This window comes from Apibacter sp. B2966 (assembly GCF_011082485.1).
GTDB lineage: Bacteria > Bacteroidota > Bacteroidia > Flavobacteriales > Weeksellaceae > Apibacter.
Map to the genome: position 1 here is coordinate 127,301 of NZ_CP049714.1, position 21,820 is coordinate 149,120.

General features: G+C 33.4%; 14 protein-coding genes. 13 read left to right on the forward strand and 1 reads right to left on the reverse strand.

Annotation, left to right across the window (positions count from 1 at the left end; genetic code table 11):
* Window positions 1-20 precede the first annotated feature (20 nt).
* From G8C43_RS00520 to G8C43_RS00575, 13 genes are all read left to right on the forward strand, one after another.
* On the forward strand, window positions 21-10,010 hold the full coding sequence (locus G8C43_RS00520) for a SpvB/TcaC N-terminal domain-containing protein (protein WP_166003319.1): 9,990 nt from the start codon (window positions 21-23) through the stop codon (window positions 10,008-10,010).
* On the forward strand, window positions 10,007-10,387 hold the full coding sequence (locus G8C43_RS00525) for a hypothetical protein (RefSeq protein ID WP_166003321.1): 381 nt from the start codon (window positions 10,007-10,009) through the stop codon (window positions 10,385-10,387). Before G8C43_RS00520 ends, G8C43_RS00525 begins: the two co-directional genes overlap by 4 nt.
* A gap of 429 nt (window positions 10,388-10,816) precedes the next feature.
* On the forward strand, window positions 10,817-13,033 hold the full coding sequence (locus G8C43_RS09945) for an RHS repeat domain-containing protein (RefSeq protein ID WP_255490389.1): 2,217 nt from the start codon (window positions 10,817-10,819) through the stop codon (window positions 13,031-13,033).
* 579 nt (window positions 13,034-13,612) lie between these two features.
* Window positions 13,613-14,428, forward strand: a complete 816-nt coding sequence (locus G8C43_RS00535; RefSeq protein ID WP_166003323.1) for an RHS repeat-associated core domain-containing protein — start codon at window positions 13,613-13,615, stop codon at window positions 14,426-14,428.
* A gap of 18 nt (window positions 14,429-14,446) precedes the next feature.
* A complete protein-coding gene (locus tag G8C43_RS00540) occupies window positions 14,447-14,926 on the forward strand; it encodes a hypothetical protein (RefSeq protein ID WP_166003325.1) in 480 nt (159 codons plus the stop codon).
* Between the two features lie 321 nt (window positions 14,927-15,247).
* Window positions 15,248-15,988, forward strand: coding sequence for a hypothetical protein (locus tag G8C43_RS00545; protein WP_166003327.1), 741 nt, complete (start codon window positions 15,248-15,250; stop codon window positions 15,986-15,988).
* Window positions 15,989-16,526: 538 nt separating this feature from the next.
* Window positions 16,527-16,745, forward strand: a complete 219-nt coding sequence (locus tag G8C43_RS00550) for a hypothetical protein (RefSeq protein ID WP_166003329.1) — start codon at window positions 16,527-16,529, stop codon at window positions 16,743-16,745.
* 63 nt (window positions 16,746-16,808) lie between these two features.
* On the forward strand, window positions 16,809-17,066 hold the full coding sequence (locus tag G8C43_RS00555; RefSeq protein WP_166003331.1) for a hypothetical protein: 258 nt from the start codon (window positions 16,809-16,811) through the stop codon (window positions 17,064-17,066).
* The gene (locus G8C43_RS00560; protein WP_166003333.1) at window positions 17,063-17,290 is read left to right on the forward strand and encodes a hypothetical protein; all 228 of its coding nucleotides are present in this window, start codon (window positions 17,063-17,065) and stop codon (window positions 17,288-17,290) included. The genes G8C43_RS00555 and G8C43_RS00560 overlap by 4 nt, the downstream gene beginning before the upstream one ends.
* A 5-nt stretch (window positions 17,291-17,295) precedes the next feature.
* Window positions 17,296-17,523, forward strand: coding sequence for a hypothetical protein (locus tag G8C43_RS00565; RefSeq protein ID WP_166003335.1), 228 nt, complete (start codon window positions 17,296-17,298; stop codon window positions 17,521-17,523).
* Window positions 17,524-17,844: 321 nt separating this feature from the next.
* On the forward strand, window positions 17,845-18,138 hold the full coding sequence (locus G8C43_RS00570; protein WP_166003337.1) for a hypothetical protein: 294 nt from the start codon (window positions 17,845-17,847) through the stop codon (window positions 18,136-18,138).
* Window positions 18,139-18,178: 40 nt separating this feature from the next.
* Window positions 18,179-18,304 (forward strand): hypothetical protein, encoded by a 126-nt coding sequence (locus G8C43_RS09950; protein WP_255490390.1) that lies wholly within the window; start codon window positions 18,179-18,181, stop codon window positions 18,302-18,304.
* Between the two features lie 371 nt (window positions 18,305-18,675).
* The gene (locus G8C43_RS00575) at window positions 18,676-19,266 is read left to right on the forward strand and encodes a hypothetical protein (protein ID WP_166003339.1); all 591 of its coding nucleotides are present in this window, start codon (window positions 18,676-18,678) and stop codon (window positions 19,264-19,266) included.
* 413 nt (window positions 19,267-19,679) lie between these two features.
* On the opposite strand, the gene uvrB is transcribed toward G8C43_RS00575, so the two are convergent.
* Window positions 19,680-21,686 carry an excinuclease ABC subunit UvrB gene (uvrB, locus tag G8C43_RS00580; RefSeq protein ID WP_166003341.1) on the reverse strand — a complete coding sequence of 669 codons (2,007 nt, stop codon included), beginning with the start codon at window positions 21,684-21,686 and terminating at the stop codon, window positions 19,680-19,682.
* Window positions 21,687-21,820: the final 134 nt, after the last annotated feature.

Below are 21,820 nucleotides of genomic sequence, written 5' to 3' on the forward strand. Positions count from 1 at the left end.
ACTAAAATAAGTACATCATTATGAAATTAAATTCAAAGCAAGCCCGTTTTGTTTCACTCGTGTTACTATCCACGATGGCATTACAGAGCTTTTCCCCATATATTCCTTTAATTGAACATAAGAAGTATGAATTAAGGGAGAAACGTTTAGTACTTACTAAGCATTCTGAAACCGTTGATGAGAATTCTGAATCTGGAAACCCTCAAAAATCGGTGATGAGTAAAGGTGAGGAAACCCAAAAAAATAGTAAATCAGAAAAATTAATTACTTCAAAGTCTATTCTTTACAGTGCTAATATTTCAGAAGGAGTAATCGGTACTTTAGAGAATAAAATTTTTGATAATCCGGAAGATAATATTTTCACGGTATATCTGGATCAAAAACCGCAGCAGGATCAAAAAGTATATTTGACTTATGAATTATATGGAGTTTCCGATAAAAACGGAATTTCCAAAAGTATCAACGACCGAATGAGCAGAGGAGGATATTTAGTGAAAAAATATTCCGGATGGACTCATCAAAAAGAAGAAATTAATTCAGATTGGCTGAAAACCGGTGATAACACGATTCAATTTGCTATTCCGCAGGATGCCGGATACGGATATAAAATAAAGAACTTAAAAATTGAAGTAGAAAAACAAGAATCTCCTGTAGGTACTATTACCTGGGAGGCATTTGCTTTTGAAGGAGGAGATACCTATGTAAAAGGATATTTTGCAGACGGAAAAGATCGCAAATTAGTAATTAACAATACAGAAATTTCTACCTGTCAAGGTGAATTTGAAGTTGTACTTTCCGGTAAAGTTTCTACCGTTGAATTGGTTACCGAAGGAATTAAAAATGTCAGAGAAACCAAAATTGTAACCGGAAAACAAGATTACTCGTATTCCTTGCAATCTAACACAGCACAAGAGCAAATATGGTTTAAAAAAGATCAGACAAATAATAAAATACATCTTTTAGGAGCTGAATTGAGTGTAAATGGTAAGAATTTGTTAAGTGACAAGCAAATACTGATCCGTGGATTAAGAAGTATTGACATTCCCGCACTGGATATGGGTATGAAAAATGTGACGGGAAAAGCAGACGGGTATAAATTTTTACCTCATGGAGAGCATTTCAATGAAGGGGCAATACTCAAGTTGGCTTACGACCGCTCTAAAATTCCGAACGGCTATACCGAAAAAGATATCCGTACTTTCTATTTTGATTTGGAAAGCCATCATTGGGTAGCTTTGGAACGAGACAGTATAGATACCAAAAATCAAGTAATCATATCCCGAACTACTCATTTCACCGATATGATTAACGGGGTGATACAAGTACCGGAATCGCCGGAAACTAATGGTTTTACACCCACAACCATGAGCGATATCAAAGTTGCCGATCCGTTGTCAAAGGTGAATTTAATAAGTGCACCGACTGCCAATAATCGTGGTTCCGCAGCGTTAAGTTATACCTTTGAAATGCCTCCCGCTCGTAATGGAATGAGTCCATCTCTAGGTATTCAGTATAACAGTGATGGAGGTAGCGGATGGTTAGGCGAAGGCTGGGATATGAATATTCCGAGTATAACAGTAGATACTCGTTGGGGAGTACCGAGATACGATACCTCAAAAGAAACCGAAACCTATACGATGGATGGAACCCAGTTGGTAACCCTGGGAGCCGATGGAAATACGTCCATAGCCCACAGAGGAGAAAAAATAGCCAGAAAATCGGATCGATTATTTTATTCCAGAAAAGAAGGGAGCTTTGCTACCATTCAAAGGAAAGGATCTAATCCGGGAAATTATACCTGGGAAGTAACCAATAGAAAAGGGGTTAAATATACTTACGGAGGAAATGGAGGAATACTTAAAGGAACTGTTACCGATATATCCGGAAAGAGCAAAGACGTAATAACGGAATGGAAAGTTTCCAGAGTAGAAGAACTTCACGGAGATTGGATTGAATATATTTATGAACAAGTGGAAGAACCGGTAAAAGGAGGTTTGAAATCCAAAGCTTTATATCTTAAAGAAGTACATGCCGGTAACAAAGGACAAAATGCGCATACAGTAGTTAAATTTACTTCTGCTAAAACTAAGCAAAAAGAAACAAATTCAGCTCGATATGGATTTTTTACCTCTTCTAATCGCTTACTTACCCATGTTGAGATAGATTTTGAAGGAAGTAAATTAAGAGAATATGAATTAAAATATAAATCCGGAGCATTTTATACAGATCTTTTAGACCGGATAACGCACAAAGACGATCAAGGAAAAGAATTTACTTCCAATCGTTTTGAATATTATGATGATGTTAAATCTCAAGAGGGATATATAGCCTTTAGTCAAAATGAAGAAACTTGGGCAAAAAAAGGAGAAAAGATAAACGAAAGTTCCACAACATCCTATGGAGGATCTTTTTATGCCGGGATAGGTCTTAATAAAGGCGATGTCATCTTTAATAGTGGTACCATAGGAGGAAGCTATAGTTATAGTAATAGTGTAACCGAAGGTAAATCAATTTTTATAGACATCAACGGTGATGGTTTAACGGATAAAGTATACCAAAAAAATGGAGTATTATATTATGAACCTCATTTGCTAACACCTCTAAAAGGAGAAAAATTTGGTAAACCTTTAGCCATAAAAGGTGTAAACAAATTCTCTAAAACCAAATCAACCAGCACTAATACCGGTGGATCAGCCAAAGTAGGGAAGTGGATGGCTGCGGTGACAGTAGGAGTAAGCGGAGGTACAACAAATACAACAACAACGGTTTACTTTTCTGATGTAAACAGTGATGGATTGATCGATATAGTTTCCAATGGAAAAGTGTATTTTAATCGAATTATTCGAGATAAAGACGGAAATCTTATACCCAGCTTTTCTTTAGAAAGCGCTACAACTCCTAGTCCGATTATGGGGGGAGGAACTATTGACAGTTCTGATACTGCGGTAGATCCTCAGGAACAAAAAGATCTTATTTATAATTCTCCACTTTATGATGTTGTAAAATTATGGGAAGCACCTTTTGACGGGAAAATAAGAATAGAAGGAAATGTACAGTTACAAGCACCAACGGGAGATTACGATACCGAAGAATATGAAAAAGCCGACGGGGTGAGGGTTGCTATCCAATATAAAGGAAAAGAAAAATGGAATAAGAGTATAAACAAAGGTGATTTTACTAATTATCCTGCCAATATAAAATTATCCGAGACTATAAAAAAAGGAGATAAAATTTATTTCCGAGTACAATCCGGAAACCAGGAAATGTCTAATGGAAGCTTTGATCAAGTACAATGGAATCCTGTTATAACCTACGAACAAACCGCCCTTGCTGAAGCAGACTTAAACAGTATAAATCCAGACGGGCAAAAAATGTATCGTTTTCCATCCTCAGAATCCCACATAGCTTCACAGGATGTAGCTACCAGTGTCGGTGATTTTAAAAAAGCCGTAATATTTGGAACTTTTGAAAAACCGATCACATCTGATGACGTTACGGTAAAAGTTATTCAAACCAATGACAGTCGTTCCGAAGAAGTTATAGTTTATGAAAAAACATACAGTTGGAACGAATCTCATCAAGGAAATTTGGAAATACCTGTACCTGAAGGCAAAAATTGGACAAACTTTTATTTTACTTTGAGTTCACCCAGCCAAGTGAATTGGAAAAAAATTAGTTGGAAACCACAGATAAAATTAGATGACAGCCAAGAGGCAGAACCGGGAAGTGTTAATTACAGCATTTACCATCAGAAATGGGAAGGAAATTATTATCCATTAACTTTTGAAAATGCAAGCCAAACTAAAAATATATCGCTTACATTTCAAGCGCTGGCAAATGATCCTATGAATTCTTCCGTTTTGAATGGAGATCTTGCGATTACCATTAAGAAAAAAACAGGATTATTGGGAAGATATAAAATCAGAGTTGAGAATGGAATTGTTGTTACTCCACCTTTAACGGATTTGAAAGTTGAGGCAAATGGTGCTTTAACTGAAAATATTTGGGTAGAAGCATTTACCAAGGATGCAACAATCATCAAAAATTTGAAAGCTTTAACTTTTACTTTGCAAACCGAAAACGGATTGTCGTCTAATGGATATGCAAATATTTTTGTAAAAGATTCAGACAAAGGTTTTGGACCTATGTATCGCGGATGGGGTCAATTTATCTACAATGCCAATGCCGGACGTTTTGCACGTCCTATAGATGAAAAGGAATTAAAATTGCCGCAGGATGAAAATGCTGATATGGATCCTCGTACCATGATTTTTATTCCGATGGGATTAGATATTGAAACCAAAAGTTATTGGACGGGAGCAGACCGCTATGTATATACTAAAGATTCAAGCATGAGTGCATCCCGATTAGGTGAAAAAGAGGTTAAACTTACCAACCCATTGGAAGGTTTAAGTAATAAATTTACCTCTTCAGGAAATTGTCTTCAAGGATCTTCGGCAGTAGGAGTAAAGTTACTAAGTAAATCCAAAAGCACAACAAAACAATCGGGAGCTAATAAAGATGAAGGAACTTTAAAAGGGTTTGGAATAACATATAATAGTTCCGAAGGCAGTGACGAAACTCGTTTGTCATTTACCGATATGAATGGAGACGGATATCCGGATATTATAACCAAAAATAAAATACAATTCACCAATACCCGTGGAGGTTTCGACGGAGAAATTATCGATTCACGTAACGGATTTCCGGGCAATCATCGCAGCAATACCACCAGTCAGGCTTATGGTTTAGGAGCTAATCCTATATCTGCGGCTGCCCTTTTTACCAAAAAACAGAGTTCGGAACAACAAAATTCTCAAGATTCTAAAGCCTCAGAATTGGGAATAAGCTCTGTAGACTTGTCTATCAGCGCTCCGAAAATGAGTGAAAATGTGGAGCATACCTTGATAGACCTCAACGGAGACGGTTTACCGGATAAAGTGTATAAAAATGGAAAAGTACGTTTGAATTTGGGGTACAGCTTTACTCCTGAAGTAGATTGGGATATAACCGAAATACAATCAGCAAAATCCGAAGCAATTTCCGGAGGCGTAGATATTCCGATAGTTGCCAAAGCTACCGATAAAGCATCTTCAAGTTTTGCCGGAGGTGTTAATGTGACCACCGTAACCAACAATCCTACCTTTAATTTGATGGATGTCAACAGCGATGGTTTAATTGATAAAGTACGTATTAGTGACGGAAAAGCGTGGGTGTCTTTAAATAGAGGAACTAACTTTGCTCCCGAAATAGAGTGGAAACAATTAAGTCGAATTGCAAAATCAAACTCGGTAAGTGTTTCTACCCATGTAGCGTATACTTTAAACGTTATTATTCCTCCACCTTTTAATTTGAAATTTTCAATCAATCCGGGTATAAACTCTTCAACCTCTACCGGTCATACAACTTTTGAGCTTAAAGATGTTGACGGTGACGGATATCCTGATATGGTATGGACGGATAATTCGGGAAGTATAAAAGTGAAGCGTTCTACTATTGGAAGAACCAATAAATTGAGCAAAGTATCCAATTCCATAGGGGGAAAATTCATGCTTGATTATAACCGTTCCGAAGCTACTTATGAACATCCGGGAGGAAAATGGGTGTTATCATCCGTAGAAATTGATGACGGAATTCATGATGATGGTGCTAATATGCGTACGGAATATCGCTACCTGGAAGGAAAACAAGACAGACATGAAAGAGAGTTTTTAGGTTTTGGAAAAGTTGAAAAAATTAATATAAATACCGAAAATAACAATCAAGTATATAGAAAAACCATTGAAGAATATGATGTTACGAATTACTATACTTCAGGTAATTTATTAAAAACAACCATCACCGATGCTCAAGGGAAAAAATATGCCCAAACTGAAAACAAATACTATCAATACGAAGTAAAACAAAAGGATAGAAACAACTATAGCATTTCTTCCAACATAGTATGTTCTGATGACCAAGCGTCCTTTACTCCACTACAATATACCCGCAATACGGTGTTTGAAGGTAAAGATCAAGGGATAATAACCAATGAAACCTGGTATTCGTATGACTTGGTAGATCAATACGGAGAACTATCCAACTACCGATACAGTGATAGCGGAAACTTAGGCGAAAACGGAGCAGGAAGCTATAACTATCAAACATCCATTTCCTATACCTCTAATCCTAATAAGAACATTTTCGGATTACCGGTAAAAGTTCAAGTCAAAGGATCCGATGGAAATGTTCAAAGAGAAGTAACGGCAGAATATGATCTAAACTATGCTAATCATCTTACCCGAGTTCGTCAAAAACTCAATGATAAAGAAGAATCGGTAACCGATATAACTTACGACAAGTACGGAAATATTACCCAAAAAACTTTACCGGCCAATACTAAAGGCCAAAGAATGTGGTATAAATATCGATACGATAAAGATTACCATATGTATGTAGAGCGTATTGATGATGCTTATGGATATACCGGTTTATTAGAAAATTATGATTATCGTTATGGAATACCGTTAACTAGTAAAGATATCAACGGATATTTCACAGAAACCACAATAGATAATCTGGGAAGAATTGAGACCATCACCGGACCAAATGAATTGGAATTGGATTTACCTTATACCATAAAATATAAGTATAATCCGTCAGTAGTTTTAAATTCAGATGGAGACATTGAAAACCCTGCTTATGCAATAACTTATCATTACAATCCGCAACACCCTACAGAGGATATAAAAACATTTAGTTTTGTTGACGGAGCAGGAAGAACCTTGCAGGTAAAAAAAGACGGAGTGATAACCAAGACCGATGCAAACGGAAGTAATCCTCAGGACGAAAAGGTACTTATTGTAAGCGGAAGAACTATGCTGGATCCATTCGGACGAGTAGTAAAAAGCTACTATCCGATTACCGAATCGCCGGAACATGCCATAGAATTTAATCGAAACTTCGATAAAGTAAACCCAAGTGTAAGCAACTATGACCTGTTAGACCGTACCGTAGCAACTATCCTTCCGGATTCCAGTACTCAAACCACCGAGTATACAATAAATCCGACTGAAAGGCAACAAGTAACCATCGTTACGGATGCTATGGGAGGAAAACTGAAAACCTATGCCAACGGATCTGGGCTTACTGTTAAGACCGAACAATTATCCGGCCCGTCAGGAATAATTACTACCCGTTATGCTTACGATGGTATTAATCAATTATTAGAAGTCATCGATACCGAGGGACAAATCACTCAATCGAAGTATGACTTAGCCGGAAGAAGAATTCAATTATCACATCCAAGTGCAGGAATTACCCGATTAAGTTACGATGCCTTAGGAAATGTAATAAGTCGTCAGACTTCCAACTTAGAAAAAACAAACCAAAAAATAGAATACGAATATGATTATACCCGATTAAAATCAATACATTATCCAGAACATCCGCAAAATAACGTTACCTACCATTACGGAAATAAAAATTCCAAATATAACCGAAAAGGAAGAGTATCTTTAGTTGAAGATGCAACCGGAGCTCAAGAGTATAAATACGGTACTTTAGGAGAAATCACCGAAGTACGCAGAACTGTGATAATTCCTAATCAAGCAATCGCTACCTACGTAACCCAAACCAAGTACGACAGCTGGAATAAACTAGAGCAGATCATCTATCCTGATCAAGAAAAAGTAGATTATATCTATAATACAGCAGGGTTGTTAACCGGAATAAAAGGAAGCAAAGCTTATAGCTATGACTATGTAAATAAAATAGGCTATGATAAATTCGAACAAAGAAATTATCTTAAATATTGCAACGGCTCGGAAACCACTTATACGTATGATCCTGAAAGAAGAAGACTTAGCGATTTACAAGTTTGGGTATCACCGAAAACGCAAGGAACAGGAGTAAGAACTCAGATCATTAATAACAAATATACCTATGACGCTGTTAGCAATGTATTAAGCGTATCCAACCAAGCCCCACTACCTCAGGACAACCAAAAGACTATGGGGGGACAAATGCAACATGACTATGCCTACGATGGACTTTACCGCTTAGTACAGGCACAAGGAAGTTACACAGGAGCTGATAACAAAACGGCCGCATACCGCTTGCAAATGGGCTACGATAACTTACATAACATAGTAAGCAAAAACCAACAAGTAAGTCAACAAGGCATAATGATTGAAGGCGGATTAAAAGCAGGTTATGACTTATCGTATACCTACGATTCAACGAAAAAGAATCAAATAAAAACCGTTCAAGACATAAATTACAGAGAAGAAGAAAGTCAAGAAGAAGAAAAACGCCAAGAGCACAAGAATTACCACTATGATTTAAACGGAAATCTAACCTATGTAAATGTAGAATTAGAGAAGAAGGATTTAAGAAAAACAAATCAAACGCAAGAAAGGAAATTACGCTGGGATGAAGAAAACCGATTAATGTCAATAGATGATAATGGGTATGTAAGTAACTATGTGTACGATGCTACAGGAGAACGAGTAATCAAAACAAGCGGCGAGAGCGAACAAGTGTATATCAATTCCTTATTCTCAGGCGGCAATACCGAAACACAAGGATTCACAGCCTATATTAACCCTTACTTAGTAGTAAGTCCAAATGGAAAATATACCAAACATTACTACGCAGGAAGCCAACGAATAGTAAGTAAGTTGGGAGATATAGAAAGCTTTGGCGCAGATCCGAGAAGAATAGAGTATGCAGGATCAAGCGTACCTGGAGTAACGATCAACTGGAAAGCGAAATACCAAAGAAGCATTGAAGACATAAAAGGAAACTATGCGTACTTTGAAGTACCGTATAACGGAAAAGACAATGACGATTACGTAAACGGGGAAGGCTTCTGTTGTTCTCAGAATACAGCCTTAAGAGCAGGGATAGGAATCGGCAATGTGAACTATGAGAAAATGCAGTATTATTATCACCCGGATCATTTGGGCAGCTCAAGTTATATCACTAACTTAGACGGCGAAATAGTACAGCATGTAGAATATGTACCGTTTGGAGAAGTGTTTATAGAAGAAAGAAATAACAGTTGGAATACCCCTTATTTATTTAATGGAAAAGAGTTGGATGAAGAAACAGGACTGTATTATTATGGAGCAAGATACTATAATCCTAGAGAGAGTATATTCTTGAGCTTTGATCCAATGTTTGAACAAACAGGCACTCCGTATCAATATACGTACCAGAATCCTATTAGATTTACCGATCCTACGGGGATGATAGCGGAAGATGGTGGTGGAGGCCTTTGGAGGGGAATAGGAAACTTATTTAAATCAAAAGCAAGGATTCAGGCAGAAGATAAAGCTAGATCATTGAGAAATGATCGAAGTGTAAGGAGTGAGTCAGTTTCGACAAGGAAAGGTACTCGTGATTCATTTAAATCATGGCATGTGAGTTATACAGATTTAGATTCGGAGAGTACTCATCATAGTTTAGAATATTCAAATAGCGGATTATTTGCACATATTTCTTATGGTGGGACATCAACAATATCTGAAGAAAGTGCAGGGGAAGGAAATCCATTGGCTGGAAGTATAAGTAGTCTTTCTCAGGGATCTTACTTTGATAGATGGGATCATCAGGTTGCGATGGGTGTGGGTCAAGGAGGAGGAGAAATGTTGGTAGGATATGGTATTGGGAAAGTTTTGAAGCCTCTTTCTAGATTAGTAACAACATCCGATGGATTTTTATTTGGAGGTATAAAAGTTAAAGCCCCAATGGATATTCCAGTACAAAGATTTGGAAGTATGAAAGTTAGTGGTGGAGATTTTTGGGGATTAAGAATAGGTTCTGGAGAGTTACAAAATAGGACATTTGCTGCTATAAAAACAGAATGGAATCCTTTAACACAATATACACAAGGGATAATACCAAAAGGAACTCCTATAAAGTTTGGTATTATCGGGCCACAAGGTGGGATGTATACGGGTGGAAGTTTGCAATTTATAACCGAATCAAGATCGGTTATTAATCAATCATTTAAATTAGTTAGATGAAAAAAATAGAAAGTCCATTTTATTTTAGATATGATTTTAATGTAAAAGAATATCATATAAAGTATAGCTCCCTTTTTGAAGTAACACAAGGTGGTCCAGAGGTAGGTTTTCTTTCCATAAATGACACATTAATTCCTAAGATGAGATTTGGAGGACCATCTTTATATGAAGATAATTTTTTATATTTACCATTATTTATAAGAAAGTTGTGTGTATCCGGCTTTGTTTTATGTAAAATTGATTTAAAATCATTAAATGTAATTTTTATAAGTAAAAAAGTATATGAATTAATTGATTTGATAAAAATAGATGAAGGTAAAATATTTTTTTATACAGATTTAAATCAAAAAAATACTGAAATTGCTTATATTGGGTAAGTGATTTTTAAATGATTTCTAAACTTAAAGTTGTCCCGTCTTAAAATAGGTTGATAGGATTTATACTACAATATTGTAAGAGCCGATAGATTTATTTCTATCGGTCTCTTTTTTGTTACTCCTTATTCAACAGATCTAAGAGTTCGAGTTCCTTTTTAGGGATAAGAGAGCGAATAAGCACAAGGATGTTATAAATATCCCATTGGTTGTGTTCCGTGTAATTAATGAATAAGAGATCAGCTAATAAAACGGTCTACTTAATTTTACGAAGAGATTTCAGGGTAAAACCTAAGATTTTTGTTAATCTGAAATAGATTAAATTCATCCAGGAATAATATAACCCAAACCAAGTACGACAGCTGGAATAAACTAGAGCAGATCATCTATCCTGATCAAGAAAAAGTAGATTATATCTATAATACAGCAGGGTTGTTAACCGGAATTAAGGGAAGCAAGGCTTATAGCTATGACTATGTAAATAAAATAGGCTATGATAAATTCGAACAAAGAAATTATCTTAAATATTGCAACGGCTCGGAAACCACTTATACGTATGATCCGGAAAGAAGAAGACTTAGTGATTTACAAGTTTGGGTATCACCGAAAACGCAAGGAACAGGAGTAAAAACTCAGATCATTAGTAACAAATATACCTATGACGCTGTTAGCAATGTATTAAGCGTATCCAACCAAGCCCCGCTACCTCAGGACAACCAAAAGACTATGGGGGGACAAATGCAACATGATTATGCCTACGATGGACTTTACCGCTTAGTACAGGCACAAGGAAGTTACACAGGAGCTGATAACAAAACGGCCGCATACCGCTTGCAAATGGGCTACGATAACTTACATAATATAGTAAGCAAAAACCAACAAGTAAGTCAACAAGGCATAATGATTGAAGGCGGATTAAAAGCAGGCTATGACTTATCGTATACCTACGATTCAACGAAAAAGAATCAAATAAAAACCGTTCAAGACATAAATAACAGAGAAGAAGAAAGTCAAGAAGAAGAAAAACGCCAAGAGCACAAGAATTACCACTATGATTTAAACGGAAATCTAACCTATGTAAATGTAGAATTAGAGAAGAAGGATTTAAGAAAAACCAGCCAAACGCAAGAAAGGAAATTACGCTGGGATGAAGAAAACCGATTAATGTCCATAGATGATAATGGGTATGTAAGTAACTATGTATACGATGCTACAGGAGAACGAGTAATCAAAACAAGCGGCGAAAGTGAACAAGTGTATATCAATTCCTTATTCTCAGGCGGCAATACCGAAACACAAGGATTCACGGCCTATATCAACCCTTACTTAGTAGTAAGTCCAAATGGAAAATATACCAAACATTACTACGCAGGAAGCCAACGAATAGTAAGTAAGTTGGGAGATATAGAAAGCTTTGGCGCAGATCCGAGAAGAATAGAATATGCAGGATCAAGCGTACCTGGAGTAACGATCAACTGGAAAGCGAAATACCAAAGAAGCATTGAAGACTTAAAAGGGAACTATGCGTACTTTGAAGTACCGTATAACGGGAAAGACAACGATGATTACGTAAACGGGGAAGGCTTCTGTTGTTCTCAGAATACAGCCTTAAGAGCAGGTATAGGAATCGGCAATGTGAACTATGAGAAAATGCAGTATTATTATCACCCGGATCATTTGGGCAGCTCAAGTTATATCACTAACTTAGACGGCGAAATAGTACAACATGTAGAATATGTACCGTTTGGAGAAGTGTTTATAGAGGAGAGAAACAACAGTTGGAATACCCCTTATTTGTTTAATGGAAAAGAGTTAGATGAAGAAACAGGACTGTATTATTATGGAGCAAGATACTATAATCCAAGAGAAAGTGTATGGTTGAGTGTGGATCCACTTTTTAAAGATTATCTAGATATAGACAAATATAACGATATATTAGATTCTAGAAATTTAAATCATTACGCTTATGCTTTTCAAAACCCAGTAAATTATATTGACTATGAAGGAGCTATACCTATCCCGGTTATAACAGGTATGATTGGTTCTGTGGTAAATACAGGTATTAATATTTGGGCTCAATCTCAGGATGGAACCTTAAATTTTTCCAGTGGAAAGACTTGGGCACGAATTGGAACAGCTGCAGGTACAGGATTTGTAGCAGGAGCAACAGGAAATATAGCTGTAGCCGCTGCAGCAAGTGGTATAGGAACAGCAGCAGACCAAATAATAGTAAATGATGGGAATGTGAGTAAAATTAACACAACAGAAGTTGCAATTAGTGTAGGATTATCTGTTTTAGGAGGAAGTTTGAGTAAGGCTATTGTAAATAGTAGTATAACAAAAAGTGTTGCCGTAACTATGGGAGATAGGTTATCAATAGTATTAACTAAAGGAAGCATAGGGAAGGTAAATAATTTTTATGTTAAACATGGAATGTCTCCAACTAAATATTATGCTGATAGAGTATCTAACGTATTAGCTAGTTCATTTTCTGATTTTACTACAGGAATAGCAGGATCCATTTCTACGACAGATTATTTACGACAAGGTTATTTCTCAACCGTACGTTGGTATAGGGATGCTAAAGGAAATAGAAAACAGACTAAAATAGAGGTAGGGACACCAGTTTTAGAAAAAATAGAAAAATAATACTATGTAATTATGAATGTAAAAGGAAAAGATGCTTTACGATTATTTATAATATTACTTATATTTACATTAATTGGTGTAATATTGATCTTTGGATTAGTTCAATTATATTACTATGTTATGCCATTTGATAAATCAACAAGTTATCTTATATTAGGAATATTTTCATGTATTTATAGTATTGTCTATTTTTTAGTCTGGTTATATAAAAAATTAAAAAAAAATAATAACTAAAAGCCCCATCTAAGCAAGGAGGGTTTTTCGAATTAAATATTAAAATATAAAAGCGGAACATTTAGTTCCGCTTTTTATATTAAAAAAAACTATTCTTCTTTATTAATTAAATTCAACAATTCCAGTTTATACTAAGGGATAAGTGAGCGGTGGAGTTGAAGTTTATTGTAAATATCCCTTAAATTGTTTTCTAAATATTTTTGTGCTCTATGGACAAATAATGTTAAATTAACCGAGGTTGTGTAAAAGTTGAGAATAAAGATAATATTGTATGATAAAGAAGATAAATAAATTTTTAAAATTAAGTATTAAAAGCTAATTTAGCTAACTGAGCTATTTAAAAAAATGTATTATTATGGAGCAAGATACTATAATCCAAGGGAATCTGTTTGGTTGAGTGCGGATCAAATGTTTGAAAAAACGATGACTCCATATCAGTATGCGTACCAAAATCCGGTTAAGTTTATAGACCCAACGGGAATGAAAGCAGAGTGGACAGGAGTAGAAGCAAATTCTGATGGTACTTATACTGTAGTAGCAGGAAAAGCAGACAATGATAAGAATATTTACGTTATGAAAGATGGAGAAAGAACTGGCGAAGTCATAGGAGAATCCTTAACAGAATATTCATTTCATGACGAAGAAGGTCAGGCAGTAGTAGGAGCGGTGATTAATCCAAATGATACCAGTGGAATAGATTTCTTAAATAATGAGATCGTAGATATTCCTTACTTAAATTTAGCCTACTATATGATAAACGCTACCGGAAGTGGAAAATATGATTTTAAGACTAGGGGAATGGATGAAAATTCAAATGATGAAATGAAAAACCAATACAAATATCGAGGCGTATTATTTCAAGGAGTACGTGGATTTTCTCAAGGATCAGATGGGGGAAGAACCACTTTTGCTTCCGCTCGAGATATAGGAAATGTAGCAGCCGGATATGTAGCAGGAAGTAAAGGTCTTTCATGGGGAATGTCAAGAATAGGCTTTGATGGATTACAATCGGTACAAGGAGGAAATTGGAGAACAGGAAAATGGCAAGTAGAAGGACAACCTACGCAAAGAGCAGAAAGAGTAGGTCATAATGTAGGTATAGGTGATTTTAGAAGTCGAATGCAATCAACTTTAAAGTTTTCAGTTCCCTCAAGATACTAATATTAAAATGTTCATAAAATGCAAAAACGATTAAAAAAAATATTAATAAAACTAATAATAATAGCATTGTGTGTTGGATGCTTAATATTCTATTTATTTCAAAAAAGGAACTATTACTGTTTAGCAGAAGATAAGTGTATAACCGTATGGAAAACAGCAGAAGGAACTTTTATCATACCCGGAAAATATACCAGTTGGTTTAAACCGAAAGATAATTATATTAAAACTTATAATTTAAATGAGGGACTTGGGATTTATTGGTTTAATAATAATCCTGAAGAAATTGTTGTAGATTCATATAATTATTGTTCTATTGTTAATAATAATAAAAGTAAAATCAAAATGTTAGAATATAATAAGAATCCTAAATATTTTAAAAACTTATTATACGATGCTGATGGATTAGGAGATTTCCATTTAAAAAGAACAGTATCTAAACTTTCAATTAATATAAAAGAATTATATGCTATAACAAATGATGGTCGAATATTTAATTAGTTTAATATAAATCAAAACCCCGCAATTAGCGGGGTTTTCTATTGTTATTGTAGTTTATTTTTTATTTTTGTTTTTTAGTCCGATCCAACAAGTCCAGTTCGACGTAGGGGAATAAGAGCCAGCTTATTTATAAAAGCATATAAAATAATCAAGAAATTTTATTCCGAGAGCTGCGGATGATTCACAGTCAAGATAAGAGAAGAATTAACAACATTATAGAGGTAATTTAGAAAAGAAAATTTTGTATGATATAAAAAGATAAATAATTTTTAAAAAATTAAGTATTAAAAGCTAATTTAGCTAACTGAGCTATTTAAAAAAATGTATTATTACGGAGCAAGATACTATAATCCAAGAGAGAGTATATGGTTAAGTGCGGACCCATTAAGCGGATATAATCCGAATAATGAAACCGAGCATTATATAGATGGTCAACATAATGGAGGAGTTTATAATTCATTTAACCTAAATACCAATATTTATTGTTATCATAATCCGGTTAAGTTAGTAGATCCCAACGGAAAACAAGCATATTTCCAAGGAATGTTTAATCAATCGGCGATGCAGGCAGCGGCTATGAATCAACAATACCCCCAAAAACCAATGACATCAGACGTTATCAAAGATGTCCTGTCAGGAGTTAAAAAAGATTTATCTAATCTTACGGAAAATGCAGTTTCAAAATCACTTCGTTTTACGGGTTCCATAATAGAAGACGTAGGAGATGTAATAACTTATGGAGGATATGGTCTAACTCTTACAGGAGTAGGAGCAAAAGCGGGGATTATTATTTCAAATACAGGAAATACTCTATCATCAGCTGGTAGTTCCATGCAAACTGGAGCGGATATTATAGAAGGTAAATTTGAAAACGCAGGTAAAGATATTATTAAAAGAATTATTATAGAATCTGGACAAAAATTTATAAATAATAAAATAGATAAAATTCCAGGAGCAAGTAAATTAACTAAAGAAATACTGAAACAAAATACTGATATTAAAATTAAAACTGCTGAAAAATTGTATAATCATATACAAGAAAAAAAAGAATCTTCAAATTAAAAAATATAATGGAAATATTTTATGAAAATTATAAAGGTTATATATATGGTATTGGCTTTTTATTAGTAGGAATTGGAATTTTAAAGTATATGAAGTATGAAAAGTCAAAAGAGTCTAATTTATACAAGGAAAATAAGGATTCAATTGATAAAAACTTAGATTTTAGAAGATATATGACAGGATATTTTTGTGTTATATCTGGAATATTTATACTGCTTCGAGAATTATTCAGTTAACCCAATAAATGAAAATAAAAACCCCGCAACTAGCGGGGTTTTTATTATAGTTTAAATTTTATCAAATCTGATAGTTGCAGTTTGACCAAGTGAATAAGAGCCAGATTATTTATAAAAGCATATAAAATAATCAAGAAGCAGTATTCCGAGAGCTCCGGGTGATTCACAGTCAAGATAAAAAAGAATTAGCAACATTAAAGAGGTAGTTTATTGTAATGAGAATTTTGTATGATTCAAAAGATAAATTAATTTCAGAAATAATGATAAAAAAGCTAATTTAGCTAATTGAGTTATTTAAAAAAATGTATTATTACGGAGCAAGATACTATAATCCAAGAGAAAGTGTATGGTTAAGTGCAGATCCATTAAGCGGATATAATCCGAATAATGAAACCGAGCATTATATAGATGGTCAACATAATGGAGGAGTTTATAATTCATTTAACCTAAATACCAATATTTATTGTTATCATAATCCGGTTAAGTTAGTAGATCCCAACGGAAAGCAAGCATATTTCTAAGGAATGTTTAATCAATCGGCGATACAGGCAGCTGCGTTAAATCAATAATTCCCCCAAAAACCGATGACCTCAGGAGTTGTAAAAGATTTATGGAATGCCGTTAGGAAAGATTTATTTAAACTTACTGAAAATGCAGATTCAAAATCACTTGGTTTTACAGATAAAGTAGCTCAAGACATAGGAGATGGAATGTCATTTTCAGGTTATTTTTTAACATTAACTGGAGTAGGATCAGAAGTGGGAATTCTTCTTTCTGGAGCAGGAAATACTGTATCTACTGTTAGAGGATATATTGAAATGTCGTCAGATTTGTTGGTATGAAAAATAGATCAATCAATAAAAAATATTGCAAAACAATAGTAGTTGAAACAATTCAAAGTCAGATAAATAAGAAAGTAGATAAAATCCCTGGCGCAAATAAACTGACTAAAGAAATATTAAAGCAAAATGTAAATGTAAAAATAAAAGGTACAGAACGTTTATATAATTATGTACAAGATCAAAAATCAAATATAAAGACTGAAGAAAAATCAAAAGACCAATAAAATAAATGGAAAATATAATAGCAAAATATGAAAATTTATTATGGGGCATATTTTTTATAGTTATAGGAATTGGATGTTTGGCTTATATGAAATATGATAAAAAGACAAGAACAAAAGAAAGTGAAGATTATAAATATTTAATAGACAAATCTGTTCGATTAAATTTATATATAGGTGGATATTTTGCTGTAATAGTCGGAATATTTATAATATTAAATGAACTATTCAGTTAACCACATAAATGTAAACAAAAGTCCAAACCCTGCTATTAGCGGGGTTTATCTTTTAAGATTTTTTATACATTAAATCCAAGAGTTCAAACTCATCTATAGAGTTAAGTGAGCGAATAAAGTATAGAATATTGTAAATATTCAAATGAATATGTTCGGTGTAATTAGGAAAAGAAATTTCTGCTAATAAGGCACTTTGCGAAATTTTACAGTTAGGCCTATATAATAATAGTTACTGCTTATATCAACCCTTACTTAGTAGTAAGTTCTAATGGAAAACATACCAAACATTACTACGCAGGAAGCCAACGAATAGTAAGTAAGTTGGGAGATATAGAAAGCTTTGGAGCAGATCCGAGAAGAATAGAATATGCGGGAGCGTCCCTTCCACGAGTAACCATTAATTGGAAAGAAAAGTACAAAACAAGTTTAGAAACAATAAAACGTAATTATGCTCATTTTGAAGTACCGTATAACGGAAAAGACAATGATGATTACGTAAACGGGGAAGGCTTCTGTTGTTCTCAGAATACAGCCTTAAGAGCAGGGATAGGAATTGGAGATGTTGACTATGAGAAAATGCAGTATTATTATCGCCCTAATATTAGTAGGAGATAAAGATAATAATAAATTAAAAAGGTATAAAATAAAGTAAGATATGGAAAAAGAATTTGAGCTTGTTATAAAATTAGATAATGATTCTAATTCGGAAGTAGTAAGTAAAAATGATCAATATAATGTTAATTTAATTGAAAATTTAGGAACTGAAGAACCTATATATTAATTTTTAAGTATAATTTTCAAATAAATACTTCTATGTCCGCTAAGTAATTTGCTTGATTTTTTTTATTACTCTCTAAATCTATAATTTAAGTAACGAAAATTAAGTATAAATCTAAGTTATGATCGTAACAGTGGACTGCTAATCAAAGGATTGAACATTACTTTTATAAATATTTTAATTGAATAATTTTAATCAATATAAAATTTATCTATAAAAATTATATATTTGTCGGCTATTTTAAAAATTTATTGAATTGTGAATTGATCTTTATATAGAGTTAAACTATATAAATTAAAATCTTAAAAAAATATCGCTACTATAAAACATTTTCAAGATATCTACTAAAATTTATATAAACAAACAATAACATTATGAAAAAAATTTTATTATTATTAATGATAACATTTAGTATGTTTTCATATGGACAATTTAACAAATTAGCTCTTCCGGCAAAAGTTTATTTAAAAAATGGAGAATTAAAAGAAGGTAAAGCTTATATTAATGATCAGCGGTCTAGATTAGGTATAAATGGAGTAAGCTTCGGTAAAAAAAATAAAAAATACATGAAGGAGATATCTTTTACACCTACAAAAGCTAAAGGTGGAAAAAGTGAAAAAATAAATGTAGAAAATATAGATAAAATAGAATTTGAAACCAGATCAAAAATGTTTGGTAGAGAAACTAAAATCGCTACATATAGACCTATTTTAATTGAAAATGAAGTTCAATTAAGCAAAGAAATTGTTCCGAATAAATTATATGCTTTAGTAAAAGTTCAAACGATTGATATGACTGATAAATTACCCGGAGACGATCATGCTCAAAAAAAAGTGTATTATATTAAAAATGGTGATTCTTATGAGAAAACAACATTAGCTTCTATAAAGACGAAATATAAGTGTTCAATGGATGAGGATGGAAATCGAGAAGAAAAGATAGCTAAATGTCTAGAGGGGAAATAACTATTAACTAATATTAATTTTTAAAATATGAAAACCCCGCTATATAACGGGGTTTTATGATATTTATATAAAAATCAGGAATTATGAATTCTATATGAAATCATAATATTTCATAACAAATAAAATATAAAATAGAAAAGTTCAATGATTTCAAATTAAAAAAGTTTCAAAATAAAAGATTTTCAATCATCCATCACATATTAAAAAAACCTTTTCAATTTATAGCAATAGTATGTATAATTAATCATATCACTATCCCTAATTTTTATAATTGGGAAAAAAATTTTAGTTAGTAATATTCAATGAAGATTTTTAATTAATCCAATAATCAATCTAATCCCGTTTAATAATAATATATATTTTTTTAAGTTGCTATTTTTTTATAAAATAGATGTATTACTAAAAAATACTATTTAATTAGATAAATTCATTTTATCCTTTAAAGCCTGTATTTCGTCTCTATATTGAGCAGCCGTTAAGAAATCTAAATTTTTAGCAGCTTTTTCCATTTCTTTTTGTTTTTTAGAAATAATTTTTTCTAAATCTTCTGATTTATATTGAGGTTCATCCTCTGCCACTTTTTTAATTTCATGTCTTGGAGCATACGATTTCACTTCATTATCCAAGTTATTAATGGAAATATTGGTTATTTTTTTATTTAATGGTTGAGGAGTAATATGATGTTCTAAATTATATTGATTTTGAATTTCCCTTCTTCTGGCAGTTTCATCAATAGTTTTTTTCATGCTATCAGTCATTTTATCCGCATACATAATAACCTTACCGTGAATATTACGAGCGGCTCTACCCGCGGTTTGCGTTAGAGAACGATGCGAACGTAAAAATCCTTCTTTGTCGGCGTCAAGTACAGCAACTAAAGAAACTTCGGGAAGATCTAATCCTTCACGTAATAAATTGACACCAACTAAAACATCGAATTTACCAATACGTAAATCCTGCATAATTTCAACGCGTTCCAATGTATCAATATCTGAATGAATAAATCGAGTTCTAATCCCAAATTTCGTAAGATATTTAGTTAATTCCTCCGCCATACGTTTAGTTAGCGTAGTAACTAATACCCTTTCATCCTCATCAATTCTTTTTTGAATTTCAGCCATCAGATCATCAATTTGATTTAAAGAAGGTCTCACTTCAATTACAGGGTCCAGTAATCCGGTCGGACGAATAATTTGTTCAATGTATATACCTTCACTTTTCTGCAATTCATAATCAGCAGGAGTAGCGCTAACATAAATGACCTGATTCTGCATCATTTCAAATTCCTCAAATTTTAAAGGACGGTTGTCTAGTGCGGCAGGAAGTCTGAAACCATGTTCTACCAACGTTTCTTTTCTGCTTCGGTCTCCTCCGTACATGGCATGAACCTGAGGTAAAGTAACATGACTTTCATCAATTACCATTAAATAATCTTCAGGAAAATAGTCTAATAAACAGAAAGGTCGGGTTCCGGGGAGACGACCATCGAGGTATCGAGAATAATTTTCTATTCCCGAACAATATCCTAACTCTTTAATCATTTCCAGGTCAAATTCAGTTCGTTCTTTTAAGCGGTGAGCTTCCAGATTTTTACCTACTTCATTATAATAGTCGACCTGCTTACCTAAATCAATTTGTATGTTTCGTATAGCATTATTTAATGTTTCCGGAGAAGTCACAAATAGGTTAGCCGGATATATATTGATACTTTCAATAGAATCAATTACATTATTAGAAACATAATCAACATTTTCAATACGTTCAATCTCATTTCCGAAAAATTGAATTCGTATTCCTGTATCTGAATAAGCAGGAAAAACATCGATTACATCCCCTTTGACTCTAAAATTTCCTCTTCCAAAATTGATTTCTGAGCGAGAATATAAAGCATTTACCAAAGATTGCAGTAATTTAGTTTTTGAAATAGCTTGACCCACTTTTAATGAAACCATGCTACTTTTAAATTCTACCGGATTTCCAATACCATATAAACAAGAAACAGATGAAACCACCAATACATCTCGTCTGCCGGAAAGCAGGGCAGAAGTAGCGCTTAAACGTAATTTTTCAAGATTTTCATTAATGGACAAATCTTTCTCTATATACGTATTGGTAGTAGGCATAAATGCTTCAGGCTGATAATAATCGTAATATGAAACAAAATATTCTACTGCATTATTTGGAAAGAATTCTTTAAATTCCATATAAAGTTGGGCAGCCAACGTTTTATTATGCGCCAGGATGATAGTCGGACGTTGAATTTTTTCAACCAGATTGGCAATAGTGAAGGTTTTACCCGAACCGGTTACTCCTAATAGAGTTTGATACTTTTCATTTTTTAATATTCCTTTGGAAAGTGATTCTATGGCCTGTGGCTGATCGCCTGTAGGCTTAAATTGAGAAACTACTTGAAATTTCATATATTAAAAATATAAATGTAATAAAATATATATTGATAGTACTCTTTTAACTAAAAAAGATTTTTTACTGTATAAAAACAAATATGTTAAGGCATTAATTATCATTTGAAACCTAGGTTTCAAAAAAATGTTAC